The sequence below is a fragment of the Curtobacterium sp. PhB25 genome, from assembly GCF_004365375.1.
In the GTDB taxonomy this organism is placed as follows: Bacteria; Actinomycetota; Actinomycetes; order Actinomycetales; family Microbacteriaceae; genus Curtobacterium.
The window spans coordinates 153,382-168,224 of record NZ_SODR01000003.1; the positions used below are offsets into that span (position 1 = coordinate 153,382).

The 14,843-nt window shown below is 71.1% G+C and carries 17 protein-coding genes; 4 read left to right on the forward strand and 13 right to left on the reverse strand.

What is annotated here, in order from left to right:
* Window positions 1–133: 133 nt before the first annotated feature.
* From EDF51_RS07535 to EDF51_RS07545, 3 genes are all read right to left on the reverse strand, one after another.
* Entirely contained in the window at window positions 134–586 is a 453-nt protein-coding gene (locus tag EDF51_RS07535; RefSeq protein WP_134194397.1) for a hypothetical protein, read from the reverse strand.
* A 39-nt stretch (window positions 587–625) separates the two neighbouring features.
* Window positions 626–829 carry a hypothetical protein gene (locus tag EDF51_RS20275; RefSeq protein ID WP_228504467.1) on the reverse strand — a complete coding sequence of 68 codons (204 nt, stop codon included), beginning with the start codon at window positions 827–829 and terminating at the stop codon, window positions 626–628.
* Between the two features lie 145 nt (window positions 830–974).
* Window positions 975–1,439 (reverse strand): prevent-host-death protein, encoded by a 465-nt coding sequence (locus EDF51_RS07545; protein ID WP_134194401.1) that lies wholly within the window; start codon window positions 1,437–1,439, stop codon window positions 975–977.
* A 100-nt stretch (window positions 1,440–1,539) separates the two neighbouring features.
* On the opposite strand from EDF51_RS07545, the gene EDF51_RS07550 reads away from it, so the two are divergent.
* Entirely contained in the window at window positions 1,540–1,803 is a 264-nt protein-coding gene (locus EDF51_RS07550; protein ID WP_111083527.1) for a hypothetical protein, read from the forward strand.
* A gap of 19 nt (window positions 1,804–1,822) precedes the next feature.
* On the opposite strand, the gene EDF51_RS07555 is transcribed toward EDF51_RS07550, so the two are convergent.
* Window positions 1,823–3,097 (reverse strand): MFS transporter, encoded by a 1,275-nt coding sequence (locus EDF51_RS07555; protein ID WP_134194403.1) that lies wholly within the window; start codon window positions 3,095–3,097, stop codon window positions 1,823–1,825.
* Window positions 3,094–3,666, reverse strand: coding sequence for a helix-turn-helix domain-containing protein (locus tag EDF51_RS07560; protein ID WP_123671389.1), 573 nt, complete (start codon window positions 3,664–3,666; stop codon window positions 3,094–3,096). Before EDF51_RS07560 ends, EDF51_RS07555 begins: the two co-directional genes overlap by 4 nt.
* Window positions 3,667–3,756: 90 nt before the next feature.
* Here EDF51_RS07560 and EDF51_RS07565 point away from each other — a divergent pair, with 90 nt between their 5' ends.
* Both EDF51_RS07565 and EDF51_RS07570 read left to right on the forward strand, forming a co-directional pair.
* Window positions 3,757–4,272 carry a DUF1697 domain-containing protein gene (locus EDF51_RS07565; RefSeq protein WP_134194405.1) on the forward strand — a complete coding sequence of 172 codons (516 nt, stop codon included), beginning with the start codon at window positions 3,757–3,759 and terminating at the stop codon, window positions 4,270–4,272.
* On the forward strand, window positions 4,269–4,655 hold the full coding sequence (locus EDF51_RS07570) for a VOC family protein (protein WP_134194407.1): 387 nt from the start codon (window positions 4,269–4,271) through the stop codon (window positions 4,653–4,655). The genes EDF51_RS07565 and EDF51_RS07570 overlap by 4 nt, the downstream gene beginning before the upstream one ends.
* A gap of 40 nt (window positions 4,656–4,695) precedes the next feature.
* Here the strand turns inward: EDF51_RS07570 and EDF51_RS07575 are convergent, their stop codons facing one another.
* The 6 genes from EDF51_RS07575 to hxlB form a co-directional block, all read right to left on the reverse strand.
* Window positions 4,696–7,206, reverse strand: a complete 2,511-nt coding sequence (locus EDF51_RS07575; protein ID WP_131845909.1) for a glycosyl hydrolase family 65 protein — start codon at window positions 7,204–7,206, stop codon at window positions 4,696–4,698.
* 76 nt (window positions 7,207–7,282) lie between these two features.
* The gene (locus EDF51_RS07580; protein WP_111083533.1) at window positions 7,283–8,050 is read right to left on the reverse strand and encodes an HAD-IA family hydrolase; all 768 of its coding nucleotides are present in this window, start codon (window positions 8,048–8,050) and stop codon (window positions 7,283–7,285) included.
* Window positions 8,051–8,135: 85 nt separating this feature from the next.
* Entirely contained in the window at window positions 8,136–8,876 is a 741-nt protein-coding gene (locus EDF51_RS07585) for an alpha/beta hydrolase (protein ID WP_134194409.1), read from the reverse strand.
* On the reverse strand, window positions 8,873–9,367 hold the full coding sequence (locus EDF51_RS07590; protein ID WP_134194411.1) for a GNAT family N-acetyltransferase: 495 nt from the start codon (window positions 9,365–9,367) through the stop codon (window positions 8,873–8,875). The genes EDF51_RS07585 and EDF51_RS07590 overlap by 4 nt, the downstream gene beginning before the upstream one ends.
* Before the next feature lie 105 nt (window positions 9,368–9,472).
* The gene (hxlA, locus tag EDF51_RS07595; protein WP_111083537.1) at window positions 9,473–10,099 is read right to left on the reverse strand and encodes a 3-hexulose-6-phosphate synthase; all 627 of its coding nucleotides are present in this window, start codon (window positions 10,097–10,099) and stop codon (window positions 9,473–9,475) included.
* Window positions 10,100–10,110: 11 nt separating this feature from the next.
* On the reverse strand, window positions 10,111–10,674 hold the full coding sequence (hxlB, locus tag EDF51_RS07600; RefSeq protein ID WP_123339553.1) for a 6-phospho-3-hexuloisomerase: 564 nt from the start codon (window positions 10,672–10,674) through the stop codon (window positions 10,111–10,113).
* A gap of 111 nt (window positions 10,675–10,785) precedes the next feature.
* On the opposite strand from hxlB, the gene EDF51_RS07605 reads away from it, so the two are divergent.
* Window positions 10,786–11,631 (forward strand): LuxR C-terminal-related transcriptional regulator, encoded by an 846-nt coding sequence (locus EDF51_RS07605; protein WP_134194413.1) that lies wholly within the window; start codon window positions 10,786–10,788, stop codon window positions 11,629–11,631.
* Here the strand turns inward: EDF51_RS07605 and EDF51_RS07610 are convergent.
* On the reverse strand, window positions 11,615–12,316 hold the full coding sequence (locus EDF51_RS07610; protein WP_123937009.1) for a response regulator transcription factor: 702 nt from the start codon (window positions 12,314–12,316) through the stop codon (window positions 11,615–11,617). The genes EDF51_RS07605 and EDF51_RS07610 overlap by 17 nt on opposite strands.
* Window positions 12,313–14,805, reverse strand: coding sequence for an ATP-binding protein (locus EDF51_RS07615; protein ID WP_134194415.1), 2,493 nt, complete (start codon window positions 14,803–14,805; stop codon window positions 12,313–12,315). The genes EDF51_RS07610 and EDF51_RS07615 overlap by 4 nt, the downstream gene beginning before the upstream one ends.
* Between the last annotated feature and the right edge of the window lie 38 nt (window positions 14,806–14,843).

Sequence of the window (14,843 nt, forward strand, 5' to 3'; positions counted from 1 at the left end):
GGCAGGGGCTGGTCTGCAAGAGCGACAGTTCCTGTGGGGCCGTCCGAGGGTGGTCCACGAGAGCGACAGTTGTCCGCGAAACATCCGCGGAGAACTGTCGCTTTCGCGTTCGGGCCGGCCGGGAGGCCCGTGCTCAGTCCGGCAGGTCGCCCGGCGTCGCTTCGTGGTGGCGTCGACCGCCGGACCGCCGGTCCTCCTTCATGCCCGCCTCGAACAGGTGGCGGCGCCCCTGCACGAGCTCGTCCCGCGCCGTGCGCTCCAGCTCCTTCGCGAGCGCGTAGTACCCGTCGTCGTAGTCCTCGACGACCTGGAACGTCCAGCGGCCAGCGATGACGTTGCGACCCACGAGCTCGGTGTCGATGCGGTCGGCGAGTTCGGTGTGGCCGGCGTTCCGGAGCTGCTCGACGGCTTCGCCGAGGTTCAGGTCGGCGGTGCCCGTCAGGCGGTGGAAGCCGTAGAGCAGGCCGCGGGCGTGCTCGATGACCTCGACCGCTGCCGACAGTGTGCCGAGTGCCTCGACCGTGGCATCGGAGACCCCCTCGGGGACCTGGTGCTGTCCGTCGGGGCCCTGATCGTCGTTCGTCATGCACCCCGTCTACACGAGGGCGTCCGAGGTCAGGCGCAGTCACTTCGTCTGGTTGGGATGACGCGTGTGGACGTCTGTGATGCAGACGACTCGATCCGCCTCGTCCACCGTGAACCAGATCCGCGCGCCCCGCTTCAGTTCGAGCTGCCGACGTGTCCATTCGCGACCCGAGTGCCGGACGACGCCGAGCGCACCGCGGAGCGCATGGCAGGCCAGGTCTTCGGACAAGGGATCGCTGGTCAACCGCTCCCAGGCTGACACGACTGCGTTCCCCTGTGTCGCCAGGACGTCTCGCCAGCCGTGTTCTGCCGAGCGCGTACCCAGGACGACCGTGAACTCCGTCGTCCGTACCGGACGGGGGACACCGGTGCCGCGACTGACCACGGCTTCACGGCGCGTCGAGGACGATCGGGTGCTCGAGGAGTTCGGGTTCGCCGGTGCTCCAGCCCGCCGCGATCGCCTCGGCACTGCTGCGCCACGCCTGCATCTCGACGAGCAAGGCACGCGGCTGCCTGAGCGAGAACGATCCACGAGCCACGTCGACGATCTCACGTGCGAATCGCTGCTGGTCGTCTCGACTCAGGAGCTTGATCCACGGGTAGGGGATGGCGAGTCGATCGTGGAGCGGCAGCCCCTCGTTGACGGTCACTGCAGCGATCAGCTGCGCAGCGATCTCGAGGACCGCGTCGTCGTCGTCCGAGCGTTCCTTCGTGGTGAGCACGAGCGCTTTTCCATCGCGCCGCGTGACTTCGAGCGGTTCTTCTTCGGCTGCGGCGAACACGTCTTTCGAATGGCGGGAGAGGTCGGACGACTGGACGGCACGACGCGAGCGAGGAGGGGCGGTCAGGGTCATGGATCCAGCGTATTCAGAACGCGTTCTGAACACAACCCGCGGTTGCCCGCCGTTCGATTGCGATCTAGCATTCGAACACACGTTCGAACGAGGAGACCCGATGATGATCACGGAGACGGCCGCCACCGTGTGGTGGTCCGAGGGCGCACCGAGCCGGCTGGTCTGGGGCGGGCGCCGTTGGCGGGTGAGCGACACCCCGACCCGTCTGACCGTGACGCGGGCCGAGCTGCCGACCGCCATCACCCACGCCCCCGAGCGCACGGTCGGCTGGCGCTTCCAGGCCACGGCCGACGACGGGGACACGCTGGTGGTCGACATCGTGCCCGAGGGCAGCGGCTGGGGCGTCGCGCGGACGTGGACGTGAGCGCCGCCCCGGATGCGGACTACGTCGTCACGCGCTCGACCGGTGCCCGCTCCGGAGCCGGTCGTTCCATGAGACGCCAGGCGCCGCCCGTCAGCGGCGCGAGCGTCACGACGGTGTAGAGCACGACGACGGCCCCGAACGTCGCCTGCACACCAACGCCCTCGGCCGCGAACCCGGCGAGCAGTCCGCCGAGCGGGATGCCCGCCCAGGACCCGGCTCCGAGCAGCCCGAACACCCGGGCGCGCATGTGCGCCGGGATGCGCTCGAGCTCGACGGCTCCGAGGATCGGGTTGAGTGATCCGGCGGCGAGGCCCGACAGCGCCGAGGCAGCGAGCATCCACGGCAGCCCGAGGCCGAGCGCCGGCACCAGGAGCGAGGGCCCACCGGCGAGCACGAAGCACACGACGAACGTGATCCGACGGGGGACGCGGTGTGCGACGTACCCGAAGGCCACCGACCCGAGGAACGCCGCACCGCCGAAGGTCCCGGTCACGAAGCCCAGCGCCTGCGCCCCGCCGAGTGTGTCAACGGCGTAGAGCGGGAGCAACGTCGTCGACCGGGCCGCGTCCAGCAGGTTCGTGATCAGCACGAGGGCGATCACGAGCCGGAAGAACGGGTCGCGGACGCAGAACCGGAAGCCCTCGGCGATGTCCCGCCAGTACCCGTTGGTCGGAGCCGCATCAGCGCTCGCACCCGCTGCGTCGTCGCCCGCTGCGTCGTCGCCCGCTGGCCGGACCAGTACCGCAGCGAGCAGCGCTGCGGTACTGAACGCCACCGCGGTGCAGACGAGGGCGGCCATCGGTCCGGCAGCCGCGACGAGCACCCCGCCGAGTGGCGCGCCGATGAGCACCGAGAGTCGCTGGGACGCCTCGAAGTGACCGACCGCGCGCTCCAGCGGGACGCCGGCCGATCGTGCGAGCCCCGGGAGCAGGACCCGGCGTGCGGACTCCCCGGGCAGGTCGAACAGGCCGCTCACGAACACGAGCGCCAGGAGTGCCCAGAACGGCAGCCCCACCGTCCAGGCGAGGATCGGCATCGCCAGGAGGGTCGCACCGCTGACGAGGTCCGACGCCACACTCGAACGGACGAACCCGACCCGTTCGACGAGCGCCCCGCCGAAGGGGCCGCCGAGGACGATCGGTACCGTCGCGGCGAAGGCGGCGATCCCGACGTCCGTCGCCGAGCCGCCCCGGGCCAGGACGGCGAAGGGCACGGCCACGGTCGTGACGACGTTGCCGGTCCGCGAGACGACCTGGACCGCGAGCAGCGCACGCAATCGCGCCCGGGCGTTCACGGTCGCCCCATCCGGTAGCTCTGCGTGACGGCGATGACGCGCTCCGACCCGTCACCCGGCGTGTGCGCATCACTCACGGCCGTCCATCGCTCGACGACGGCACGCAGTTCGGCGCCGAGCCCGGTGAGTTCCTCGGCGGTCAGCCGCAGCACCTCGTCGGAACTGGTCGACGCCGCGACCCACTCACGGCCGAGCACCGGCGCCTGGTCGATGAACCGCCCGTACTCGGCCGCGTACGCATCGGCGACGGTGTGGTCGAGTGCCGTCGTGGCGAGCATCCGTTCCGGGTCGTCGAACGCATCGGCGAGGTCCCACGACGTGTGGTCCGCAGTCGCACGCCACCACCGTTCCCGCCGGTCCGAACCGAGCTCCGGCGCCGGCTCGATGAAGTCCGCGTCGGCCAGACGCTTGCAGTGGTAGCTGATCGTGCCGGGTGCCTCGTCGATCTCGTCGCCGAGCATCGCTGCGGTCTGCGGTCCACCGGAACGCAGGAGCCCGACGATCCGCAGTCGGGTCGGGTGGGCGAGGGCGCGCATGTGGGCGGCGTCGTCGAGTCTGCGCACGGTCATGCTCTGACGGTAGATGCACAACAACTCTTGCGCAATGCTTCTTGTGTAGTTGATCGGCTGAGACGGCTGCCACCGCGCTACGGTTCCGGCATGGCGAAGTGGATCGCGCTGCTGCGCGGAGTGAACGTCAACGGCATCACGATCAAGAACGCCGACCTCGCGGAACTGCTCCGCGGACTCGGCTTCGACGACGTCCGCGCGGTGCTCGCGTCCGGCAACGTGGTGTTCGGCACGGACGCCGACGCGCCGACCCTGAAGGCCACGATCGAGCAGGCACTCCGTGACCGCTTCGGCTACGACGCGTGGATCGTGCTCGTCCGGCACGACGGCCTCGAAGGCATCGTCGAGGGGTTCCCGTTCGACCGGGCCGACGATCGGCACGACTACGTGGTGTTCGGCTCCGACGACGACGCCCTCGACGCGCTGCTCGCCGACCTCGTGCTCGACACCACGGTCGAGCAGGTCGCCCGGGGTGACGGGGTCGTGTACTGGTCGTGCCCGAAGGGGTCGAGCACGGACACCGTGTTCGCGAAGCGGGCCGGGGCAGCACGCTTCAAGCGCACGACCACGACGCGCAACACGAACACGCTCCGGAAGCTCCTGTGACCCGGGGAGCTCTGCACCACGTCGAGCTCCGCACCGCCCACCTCGACACGACGAGCAGGGCATGGGGCTGGCTGCTCGGCGAGCTCGGGTACACGCCGTTCCAGGAGTGGCCAGCGGGCCGGAGCTGGCGACTCGGTGACGTCTACCTCGTTCTCGAGGCCGCACCGCTCGACGGCGCGCACGACCGCCGACGGCCCGGGCTGAGCCACCTCGCGTTCCACGCCGGCGACGCCGGACAGGTCGAGCAGCTGTGGACGGACGCACCGGCGCACGGCTGGACCCGCCTCTACGAGGACCGGCACCCGTACGCCGGCGGTCCAGACCACCGTGCTGCCTTCCTGGAGGACGCCGAACGCTTCAAGGTCGAGCTCGTCGCGAGCTGACCGAGTCGAGCGGGCCCCTGCCGACAGCCGGCGTGACGCCCTAAGCGGTCGTCTCGTCCACGTCGAAGTCGCGCTGGAGCGAGATCGTCGGGATCGAGGCCGTGATCACGGAGCCGTCGGCGCGGAGCGTGCCCTGGATGTCGCTCGTGGTCGGTGCGTGCCCGGACATCCGCGGCCCCTGGTGCGGCAACGGAACAACGGTCGGCTCGCCGGCCTCGATGTCCCACTGCTGGTTGTGCACCCAGGCGGTGAAACCCGTGCCGGACTCGACCGTGAAGGTCATGGCGTCCTGCCCGAGGTCGACCCGGACCCGCGACCCGCGCACGGTCAGACGGTAGGTCAATGAGTCCCAGTGCCGCGGCAGTCGCGGGTTGAACGTCATCCGGCCGCCGTGGTCGCGCATGCCGCCGAACCCGTTGACGAGCGCACCCCAGATGCCACCGGTCGACGCGATGTGCACGCCGTCCGAGGTGTTGCCGTGCAGGTCGGCCAGGTCGACGTAGAGCGCCGTCTGGAAGTACTGGTCGGCGAGGTCGTGGTACCCGACCTCGGCCGCCATGATCGACTGCACGACCGCCGACAGCGTCGAGTCGCCCGTGGTGAGCGCGTCGTAGTAGTCGAAGTCGCGGCGCTTCTCGGCCGCGGTGAACTCGTGCCCCTGCAGGAACAGCGCGAGCACGACGTCGGCCTGCTTGAGCACCTGGAACCGGTAGATGACCAGCGGGTGGTAGTGGAGCAGCAGTGGACGCTTGGACTCGGGGGTGTTCTCGAGGTCCCAGAGTTCCTTGTCGAGGAACTGGGCGTCCTGCGGGTGGATGCCACGGTGCGGGTCGAAGGGGATCTCCATCGACTCGGCGGCGTGCTCCCACTCGACGAGCTCGTCGGGGCGCAGACCGGTGCGCCGGACCATCCGGTCGTACTCTTCGACGTCGTCGGCCGCGAGTTCGCGGCACGCGTTCACCGCGAACCACAGGTTCGCCCGCGCCATGACGTTCGTGTAGAGGTTGTCGTCGACGACGGTCGTGTACTCGTCGGGCCCGGTGACGCCGTCGATGTGGAACTTCTTGTCGCCGTTGGAGCGCCAGAAGCCGAGGTCGGCCCACAGCCGGGCGGTCTCGACGAGCACGTCGATCGCCCCGCGCTTCAGGAACTCGGTGTCACCGGACGCCCGCACGTACTGCATCAGGGCATGGGCGATGTCGGCGTCGATGTGGTACTGCGCGGTGCCGGCGGCGTAGTACGCGCTCGACTCCTCGCCGTTGATCGTGCGCCACGGGAACAGGGCACCCCGCTGGTTCAGCTCGCGTGCCCGCGAGCGTGCGGCGTCGAGCATGTTGTAGCGGAACCGCAGCGCGTTCCGGGCGACGATCGGCGCCGTGTACGACAGGAACGGCAGGACGTAGATCTCCATGTCCCAGAAGTAGTGCCCGCCGTAGCCGGAGCCGGTGACGCCCTTGGCGGCGATGCCGTGCCCGTCGGTGCGGGCCGTGGCCTGTGCGAGCATGAACAGGTTCCACCGGACGGCCTGCTGGATCTCCGGCTGCCCGGCGATCTCGACGTCGCTGCGTGCCCAGTAGTCGTCGAGCCAGACGCGCTGCTTCTCGAACGTCTCGTCGATGTTCTCGGCGTGCGCCCGGTCGAGCGTGCGGTCGCAGCGGTCGGCGAGTTCGCGCACCGGGACACCGCGGGAGGTGTGGTACACCACGTGCTTGACGAGTCGGATCGGCTGCCCGGCACGCGCCTGGACGCGGTAGACGTGCTTCGCCAGGTCGTCATCGATCGACGACGACTCGTCCCAGCTGTTCTCGGTCTCGAGGTGGTGCTCCACACCGACGCAGATCGTCATGCCGGAGCTCGACGCCTGGTACCCGAGCAGCGAACGGGCGCCGGTGCTGCGCTTGAGCTTCGGTTCGAGCACCCGGTCGGTGAAGGCCTCGGCCTTCCGCGGGTCGAAGGCGTTCGCGGCCGCCCGCATCCCGGCGTGGTACTCGTCCTGCACGTCCTGGCGGTTCAGGATCTGGCTGGACAGCAGGATCGAGGCGTCCGCGTCGAGCACGGTGACCTCGTAGTCGATGACGGCGAGGTGCCGATCGGTGAACGACACCAGGCGGCGGGACCGGATCAGCACGCGCTTGCCGGACGGCGTCGACCACTCGGTCTCGCGGAACAGGTAGCCGCCGCGGAACTCGAGGCGCCGCGTGTGGTGGAGGATGTCCGCCTCGGCCAGCACCAGGGGTTCGTCGTCGACGTAGAGCCGGATCACCTTCGCGTCGGGCGCGTTGATGATCGTCTGGCCGGTCTTGGCGAACCCGAAGGCGTCTTCGGCGTGCCGGATCGGCCAGGTCTCGTGGAACCCGTTGATGTACGTGCCGTACTGCACACCGCCGCGGCCCTCGTCGAGGTTGCCGCGCAGGCCGAGGTACCCGTTGCCGACGGCGAAGTTCGTCTCGGCGACGCCCTGCTGGTCAGGGGTGTACTCGGTCTCGACGAGTGCCCACTCGTCGATCGGGTACCGGACGCGGTCGAGCGGGTCCGAGGTGATGGGGTTCATGGTGCTCCGTGGGAAGGGAGGGCGGCGTGGGGACGTCGGTTCGACCGGGAGGCGCGGCTCGCCTCCGGCGCGCTGGCTACGTCGTGCTGGTGGTCGCGTGGGGAAGGTCCGCGACCAGGTCGGCGAGATCCGTCACGACGACGTCGGCACCGTGTTCACGCAGCGCGTCGGCGCCCGCTCCGCGGTCGACTCCGACGACGAGCCCGAAGGCCCCGTTCCGGCCGGCTTCGACACCACTGGTGGCGTCCTCGACCACGACGCACTCGGCGGCGGTCAGTCCGAAGCGCCCGGCGGCGTCCAGGTAGGTGTCGGGGGCGGGCTTGCCCGCCAGGCCGTCCTGGCGGGCGACGAGCCCGTCGACCACGACGGTGAACCGGTCGAGGATGCCGGCGGTCCGCAGCACCGAGACGGCGTTCGCGGAGCTCGAGACGACCGCGACGTGGAAGCCGGCGTCGATCGCGGCGGTGAGGAACCGGAGCGAGCCGGGGTACGGCTCGACGCCGTGTTCGTCCAGCTCGGCGGTGAACTCGGCGTTCTTCCGGTTGCCGAGACCGCACACGGTGTCGTCGTCCGGCCCGTCGTCCGGGGTGCCCTGCGGCAGGTCGATGCCCCGCGACTCGAGCAGCGACCGCACGCCGTCGTACCGCGGCTTGCCGTCGATGTACGCGAAGTAGTCGGCCTGTGTGTACGGCGCGACCCCGTGCGCTTCGAGGTACGGCGTGAAGAGCCGGCTCCAGGCGCGCATGTGCACGTCGGCGGTGGGGGTGAGGACACCGTCCAGGTCGAACAGGAGCGCTCGCGTGTCCGCGAGTCGCGCGGGTGTGCGCCGGGTCGGCGTCGTCATCTGCAGCCCTTCAGGGAACGGGGTTCGTGGACGTTGCTCTCGTCGAGTCTAGGACCGCTCCAGCACGCGTGTTCAGACCGCGCCGTCAGCGCAGGCCAGGGGCCGGCGGCAGGTCGCGCGCCCATTCCTCGATCGCCGAGGAGATCTGCTCGCGGGCGGCCTCGCGGCTGACGGTCGCCGTGCGGTCGCCCGGCTGGTCCCCGTAGGCGCCGAAGTCGGCGTGGTTCGAACCCTGGACCTCGGTCATCGTCGCGGTCGACGGCAACAGGTGCCGGGCCGCGTCGACCTTGTCGGGGGTCGAGAGCCCGTCACGCGAGCCCGAGACGCTCAGCACGTCGATGTACGAGCTGCTGATGTCGTTCGCGCAGTAGCTGCCGAGCAGCAGCAGGCCGTCCGCGTCCTGCGCGAGCTGGCAGGCACGGACCCCGCCCAGCGAGTGCCCGCCGACCGCCCAGGTCGCGACGTCCGGCGCGTGCGCCTCGAAGGTCGAGAGCGGCCGGGTGTCGAAGAACGCGAGGTTGAGCGTCGGCTTCGTGATGACGACCGTCGTGCCGTTCGCGACCACCTGCCGGAAGGTCGCCATGTACGCGTACGGATCGACCTTCGCACCCGGGATGAACACGATGCCCTTGCCGTCGGCCTGCCCCGTGGGCGTCATCACCACGGAGTCACCGGCGTCCTGGACCGACACACGGTCGTCGCGCCAGACCTGCAGCGCAGCGCTCCGGGTGCCCTGCATGACGATGTGCGCCCAGACGAGGAACACCACCACGACCACCAGCAGCACGGCGACGATCCACGCGGTCCACCGCAGTACTCGGTTCATGCGACCACCGTACGACGCATCAGCACCTCGTTCCGACCGTCGGGCAGGGGAGCGCCCGGTTCGTCGAGTGCGGTGAACCCGGCGCGCTCGTAGGTGTGCCGGGCGACGGTGTTGTCGGGCATCACGGAGAGTTCGAGCGCCCCGCCACCGGAGGCCGCTGCCCACTCCGCGATCGTCTCGACCAGGGCACGTGCGACGCCTCGGCCCCGGCTGGCGGGGTCGACCCACATCGAGATGAGTTCGGCTGGCGCACCGGCGTCGGCGCCCGGGACACCGCTCGCCATCCCGACGACGTCGCCCTCGGCGGCGACCGCCAGCAGGTCGAGCGCACCGGGGATCGACAGGCGTGTCCGCCAGCGGTGCTCGGGGGCGTCCGCCCAGTCCTGCAGCGTCGAACCGAACGCGTGCGGGGAGTCGGCGAGCGCCCGCAGCCGGACGGGGCGCCAGGTCTGCCAGTCGTCCGCGGTCACCCGACGCAGCTCGATCGTCACGCCTCGACGGTACCGGCGGAGGTCCCTCGGTGAGCAGAAATGGTCGAGTGCGTGATGCGCACTCGACCATTTCTGCTCACCATCGCGGCGCGGGCGCCGCGGGCGCTACGCCGTGATCGCGGCGCGGATCTCCGCGGCTGCTGCGCCGACGTCCGACGCGCTGTAGATCGCGCTGCCGGCGACGGCGATCCGGGCACCGGCCTCCTGCACCGAGGCGACGGAGGACGCGTTCACGCCGCCGGCGATCGAGAACGGCACACCCGACTCCTTGCCGGCGTCGAGCAGTGTCGAGAACGTGAAGCCCTCTTCCGCCTGCTCGTCGAGCCCGGCGTGCACCTCGACGAACTCGGCGCCGAGGGCGACGACCTCGCGGGCACGGGCGGCCTTGTCGGAGACGCCGATCAGGTCGACGACGATGCCCTTGCCGTGCTTCTTCGCGGCCTTGACGGCGCCGACGATCGTCGAGTCGCCGGCGACACCGAGGACGGTGACCAGGTCGGCACCGGCCGAGAAGGCGATGTCGGCCTCGAGCTCACCGGCGTCCATCGTCTTGAGGTCCGCGAACACGATCTTGTCCGGGTGGGCTTCCTTGATCGCGGTGACGGCGGACAGGCCGGCGCTCTTGATCAGGGGCGTGCCGAGCTCGAGGACGTCGACGTGCGGCGCGGCCGCGGCGGCGAGTTCGAGGGCGGCTTCGGTGGTCAGGGTGTCCATGGCGAACTGGAGCTGCATGTGGATGCCTTTCATTCGAGGTTTGCGTGTCGGGGCCAGAGGTCGTCGGCGGACTGCCCGCCGCGGGACCAGAGCGTGTGGAACAGGGCGTCGCCGACCAGGGCGACGGCCTGCTCGAAGAGGCTGCCGGCGTACTGCGCCGAGGCCGTGCCGGAGCGGTCGGTCTTCGTCGCTGCCGGCAGCACGAGGGTGACGTCCGCGACCTCGGACAACGGGGAGTCGTCGGTGGTCGACAGGGCGACGACGGACGCGCCGACGTCGTGCGCGGTGCGGGCGGCCTGCACGATGCCGGTGGTCGTGCCGGAACCGCTCGCGACGAGGAGCACGTCCCCGGGCCGGATCGCGGGCGTGGTGACCTCTCCGACGACGTGGACGTCGCGACCGAGGTGCATGAGCCGCATCGCGGTCATGCGCAGCGCGAGTCCGGAACGGCCGGCACCGTGCACGAAGACACGGTGGGAGCGGTCGATCAGGTCGAGGGCGCGCTCAGCCGACGCGTCGTCGACGTTCGCGGCGAGGTCGGTGACCTCGCGCACGATCACGTCGAACGCTGCGGGGACGGTGGGTTCTGCCATGTCCACGAGCATGCCGTCGCGCGGCCCGCCGCACCGCTACCCGCGTCGGCAGGCATCCCACCCGATCGGGTGGCCCCGTCCGCACGGGTGGGACAGGTAGGTTCGGCTCCCATGGACGCCATCGCACCCGACCGGGAGGCCCGTGGCGAGCCCGCCAGTCGGCTCGCCGCCTCGGAGCACGCCCGGACCGTCGCCGAGCAGGCGGACCGTCAGGCGCTCACCCTCGAGTCCGTGCTCGCCGTGCTCCGGTCACCTCGGGTGTCCGATGCCGCCGCGCGGGCCGAGGCCGTCGAGATCGCGTCGGCAGCACTCGTCGACCTGCGCACCGAGACCGACCACCAGCGCAGCACCCTGCTGGAGCCGGTCACCGGGGCGTTTTCGCGCCTCCGAGCCGACCTGCGCCCGCTCGTCCGGTTCGGCGACCTCGACGTGCAGTTCGTCGAGCCGCCGACCACCGGCCGCGCACTGCCGGGCGACGTCGCCCACGCGGCCCGCGCCATCGTCCGGACCGCCGTGCTCGCCCTGGTCGACGGTGGTGCGGCCAAGCGGGTCCGCATCCAGTGGGACTGCGACGGCCGGAACCTGCTCATGCAGCTCCGCGACGACGGGTCCGGCACCCTCGACGTGCACGACGACGCCATGCGGCCGATCGCAGAACGGGTCGTCACCCTCGACGGCCGCGTCCAGGTGTCGAGCACGCCGGACTGGGGCTCGGTCCTCGACATCTCGCTGCCCCTCGACCCGTCGCCGACCGAGGTGGACTCGGTCGCGGACGACGACCTCACCCCGCGGGAGCGCGACGTGCTGCGGCTGCTCACGACAGGCATCGGCAACCGCGAGATCGCCGAGGGCCTGGGCATCAGCGTCAACACCGTGAAGTACCACGTGGCGAACCTGCTCCGGAAGCACGGGGCCCGCACCCGTGCCGAGCTCGCCGCCTTCAGTTCCCGGGCGTGACCCCGGAGGGGCTGAAGCGGTAGCCCATGCCGGACTCGGTCACCAGGTACCGCGGGGTCGCCGAGTCGGGCTCGAGCTTCCGCCGCAGCTGCGCCATGTACAGCCGCAGGTACCCCGAGTCGTTGCCGTGCGACGGCCCCCACACCTCGGTCAGGAGCATCTCGCGGGTCATCAGCCGGTCGGGGTTCGTGACGAGCACCTCGAGCAGGCGCCACTCCGTCGGGGTCAGCCGGATCGCGGGACCGCTGGCCGGGGTGACCTGCTTCGCGACGAGGTCCACGACGAGGTCGCCGATCCGGATCGTCGGCGCGCTGTCGACGCCGGCCGGGGCACGGCGTCGTCCGAGGGCTCGCAACCGCGCCAGCAGCTCGTCCATCTGGAACGGCTTCGTCACGTAGTCGTCCGCGCCGGCGTCGAGTGCGTCGACCTTGTCTGACGAGTCGGTCCGGCCGGACAGCACGAGCACCGGCACCTGCGACCACCCCCGGATGCCCTCGAGCACCCCGATCCCGTCGAGTCGGGGCATGCCCAGGTCGAGCAGCACCAGGTCGGGCCGTTCGGTGATGACGGCGTCGATCGCCGCGCGCCCGTCCTTCGCCGTCACGACCTCGTACCCGCGGGCGGCGAGCGTGACGGAGAGCGCTCGGACGAGTTGCGCGTCGTCGTCCGCGATCAGGACCTTCACCGGAGCTCCACTCCCACGTGCCCGGCGATCGGCAGCCGCACCACGACGGTGAGCCCACCACCCGGGGTGTCGTCGACCTCGATCGTGCCGCCCATGCCCTCGGTGAACCCCCGGGCGAGTGCGAGACCGAGTCCGAGGCCCGTCTCGTTGTCGGTGTCGCCGAGCCGCTGGAACGGCTGGAAGACCTCGTCGACCCGGTCCGACGGGATCCCCGGACCGTGGTCGGCGATCCGGAGCTCGACCCCGCCTCCGAAAGCGCTCGCCGCGACGCGCACGCGGGTGCCGTCGGGTGCGTAGCGGACGGCGTTCGCGAGCAGGTTCACGACGACCCGCTGCAGCAGGACGGGGTCGGCGAGCACCGGCGGCAGGTCCGCCGGCAGGTCGAGGTCGACGTCGTCGGGCCCGAGCTCGAGCTCGTCGAGCGCCGGTGCGACCACCGTGTCGAGGGCCAGCGGCCCGGACGCGACCGCGAGCACACCCGCCTGCACACGACTGACGTCCAGCAGGTCTGCCAACAGCACCGCCAACTGACCGAGGCTCTCGTCGGCGGTCGCGAGCAGTGCCTCCCGGTCGGCCCTGGACAGGTCGACGTCCAGCGCACGCAACGACTGGACGGCGGCCGAGGCGGCCGCGATCGGCCGACGCACGTCGTGGCCGACGGCCGCGAGGATCGCGCTGCGGACGCGGTCCGCCGCCGCGATCCGCTCCGCGTCCAGCGCGGTGCGCGTCAACGAGCGGTGTTCGACCGCGGCGTCGAGCTGCTGCTCGACGACGCGCAGCAACCGGCGCTGGGTCGGGTCGTCCGGAGCGCCAGCGAACTCGAGCACGGCACCGGACGGGAGGCTCGTGGACGCGTCCGGCGATTCGCCGAACGTCCCCGACGTGGCCGGTTCCTCGTTCCCCTGCCGGATCCGGACGCCGGCGAACCCGAAGGCCTCGCGGGTGCGGTCGAGCAGGGCCTGCAGGGCGTCGTCGCCGCGGAGGACGCTGCCGGCGATCCCCATCAACAGGCCCGACTCCGCTGCGGCGCGACGGGCAGCACGCGAACGTCTGGCGGACCGGTCGACCACGAAGCTGACGAGCACGGCGCTGATGACGTACATGACCAGGGCGAAGAGGTGCCACGGCTGCTGCACCGTGACCATGTGCAGGGGTTGGACGAAGAAGAAGTCGAGGCTCAGTCCGGACAGCACCGCCGTGAACACCGCCGGCCACATCCCGCCGACGAGCGCCACGACGAGCACCAGCAACTGGTACGCCAGGACGTCCACGGTGATCGCATCGGGGTCGCTGCCGATCGACAGGACCCACGTGAGCAGGGGCCCGACCAGGACCGAGAGCACGAACGCGGCGAGGACCCGTCCGCGCGACAGACTGCCGCCGAGCTTCGGCAGGGCGAAGCCACCACCGGCGCGCTCGTGCGTGACGACGTGCACGTCGATGTCGCCCGACTCACGGATCACCGTGTTGCCGATGCCCGGGCCGGTCAGGGCCGCGGCGAGCCGACTGCGACGGCTGACACCGATGACGATCTGGGTCGCGTCGATCGACCGCGCGAACCGCACGAGGGTCGACGGCACGTCGTCGCCGACCACCTGGTGGTACGTCCCGCCGAGCTGTTCGAGCAGGGTCCGTTGGGCACCGAGCGCCCCCGGGTGCCGCTCGCGCAGGCCGTCGTTCGTCGTCACGTGCACGGCCGCGAGTTCGCCGCCGGCGCTGCGGGCGGCGATGCGGGCACCGCGGCGCAGCAGGGTCTCACCCTCGGGGCCGCCGGTCAGGGCGACCAGCACGCGCTCCCGGGTCTCCCACCGGTGCTCGATGCCGTGCTCGGCGCGGTAGGCCTTGAGCGCGTCGTCGACCTCGTCCGCCAGCCAGAGCAGCGCGATCTCGCGCAACGCCGTCAGGTTCCCGAGCCGGAAGTAGTTCGACAGGGCCGCATCGATCCGGGCAGCCGGGTACACGAGTCCGTCGGAGAGCCGCTCGCGCAGGGCAGCCGGTGCCAGGTCGACGACCTCGATCTGGTCGGCCGCGCGCACCACGGCGTCGGGGACGGTCTCGCGCTGCACGGTGCCGGTGATCTCGCGGACCACGTCGCCGAGGGACTGCATGTGCTGCACGTTGACCGTCGAGATGACGTCGATGCCGGCGGCCCGCAGCGCTTCGACGTCCTGCCAGCGCTTCTCGTTCGCACTGCCGGGAGCGTTCGTGTGCGCGAGTTCGTCGACGAGGGCGACCTCGGGCGCTCGTCGGAGCACCGCGGCGAGGTCCAGGTCGTCGAGCTCCACACCGCGGTGGTCCACGGTGCGGCGCGGGACGACCTCGAGACCGTCGACGAGCGCAGCGGTGGCGGCACGTTCGTGCGTCTCGACCACGGCCACCACGACGTCCCGGCCCTCGTCGAGCAGCCGGCGGCCCTCCTCGAGCATGGTGAACGTCTTGCCGACGCCCGGTGCGGCACCGAGCAGGACCCGTAGCTTGCCGCGCTTCACGTGCTCATCCTCTCGCGTCGAGTTCCGCAGCGGGTGCG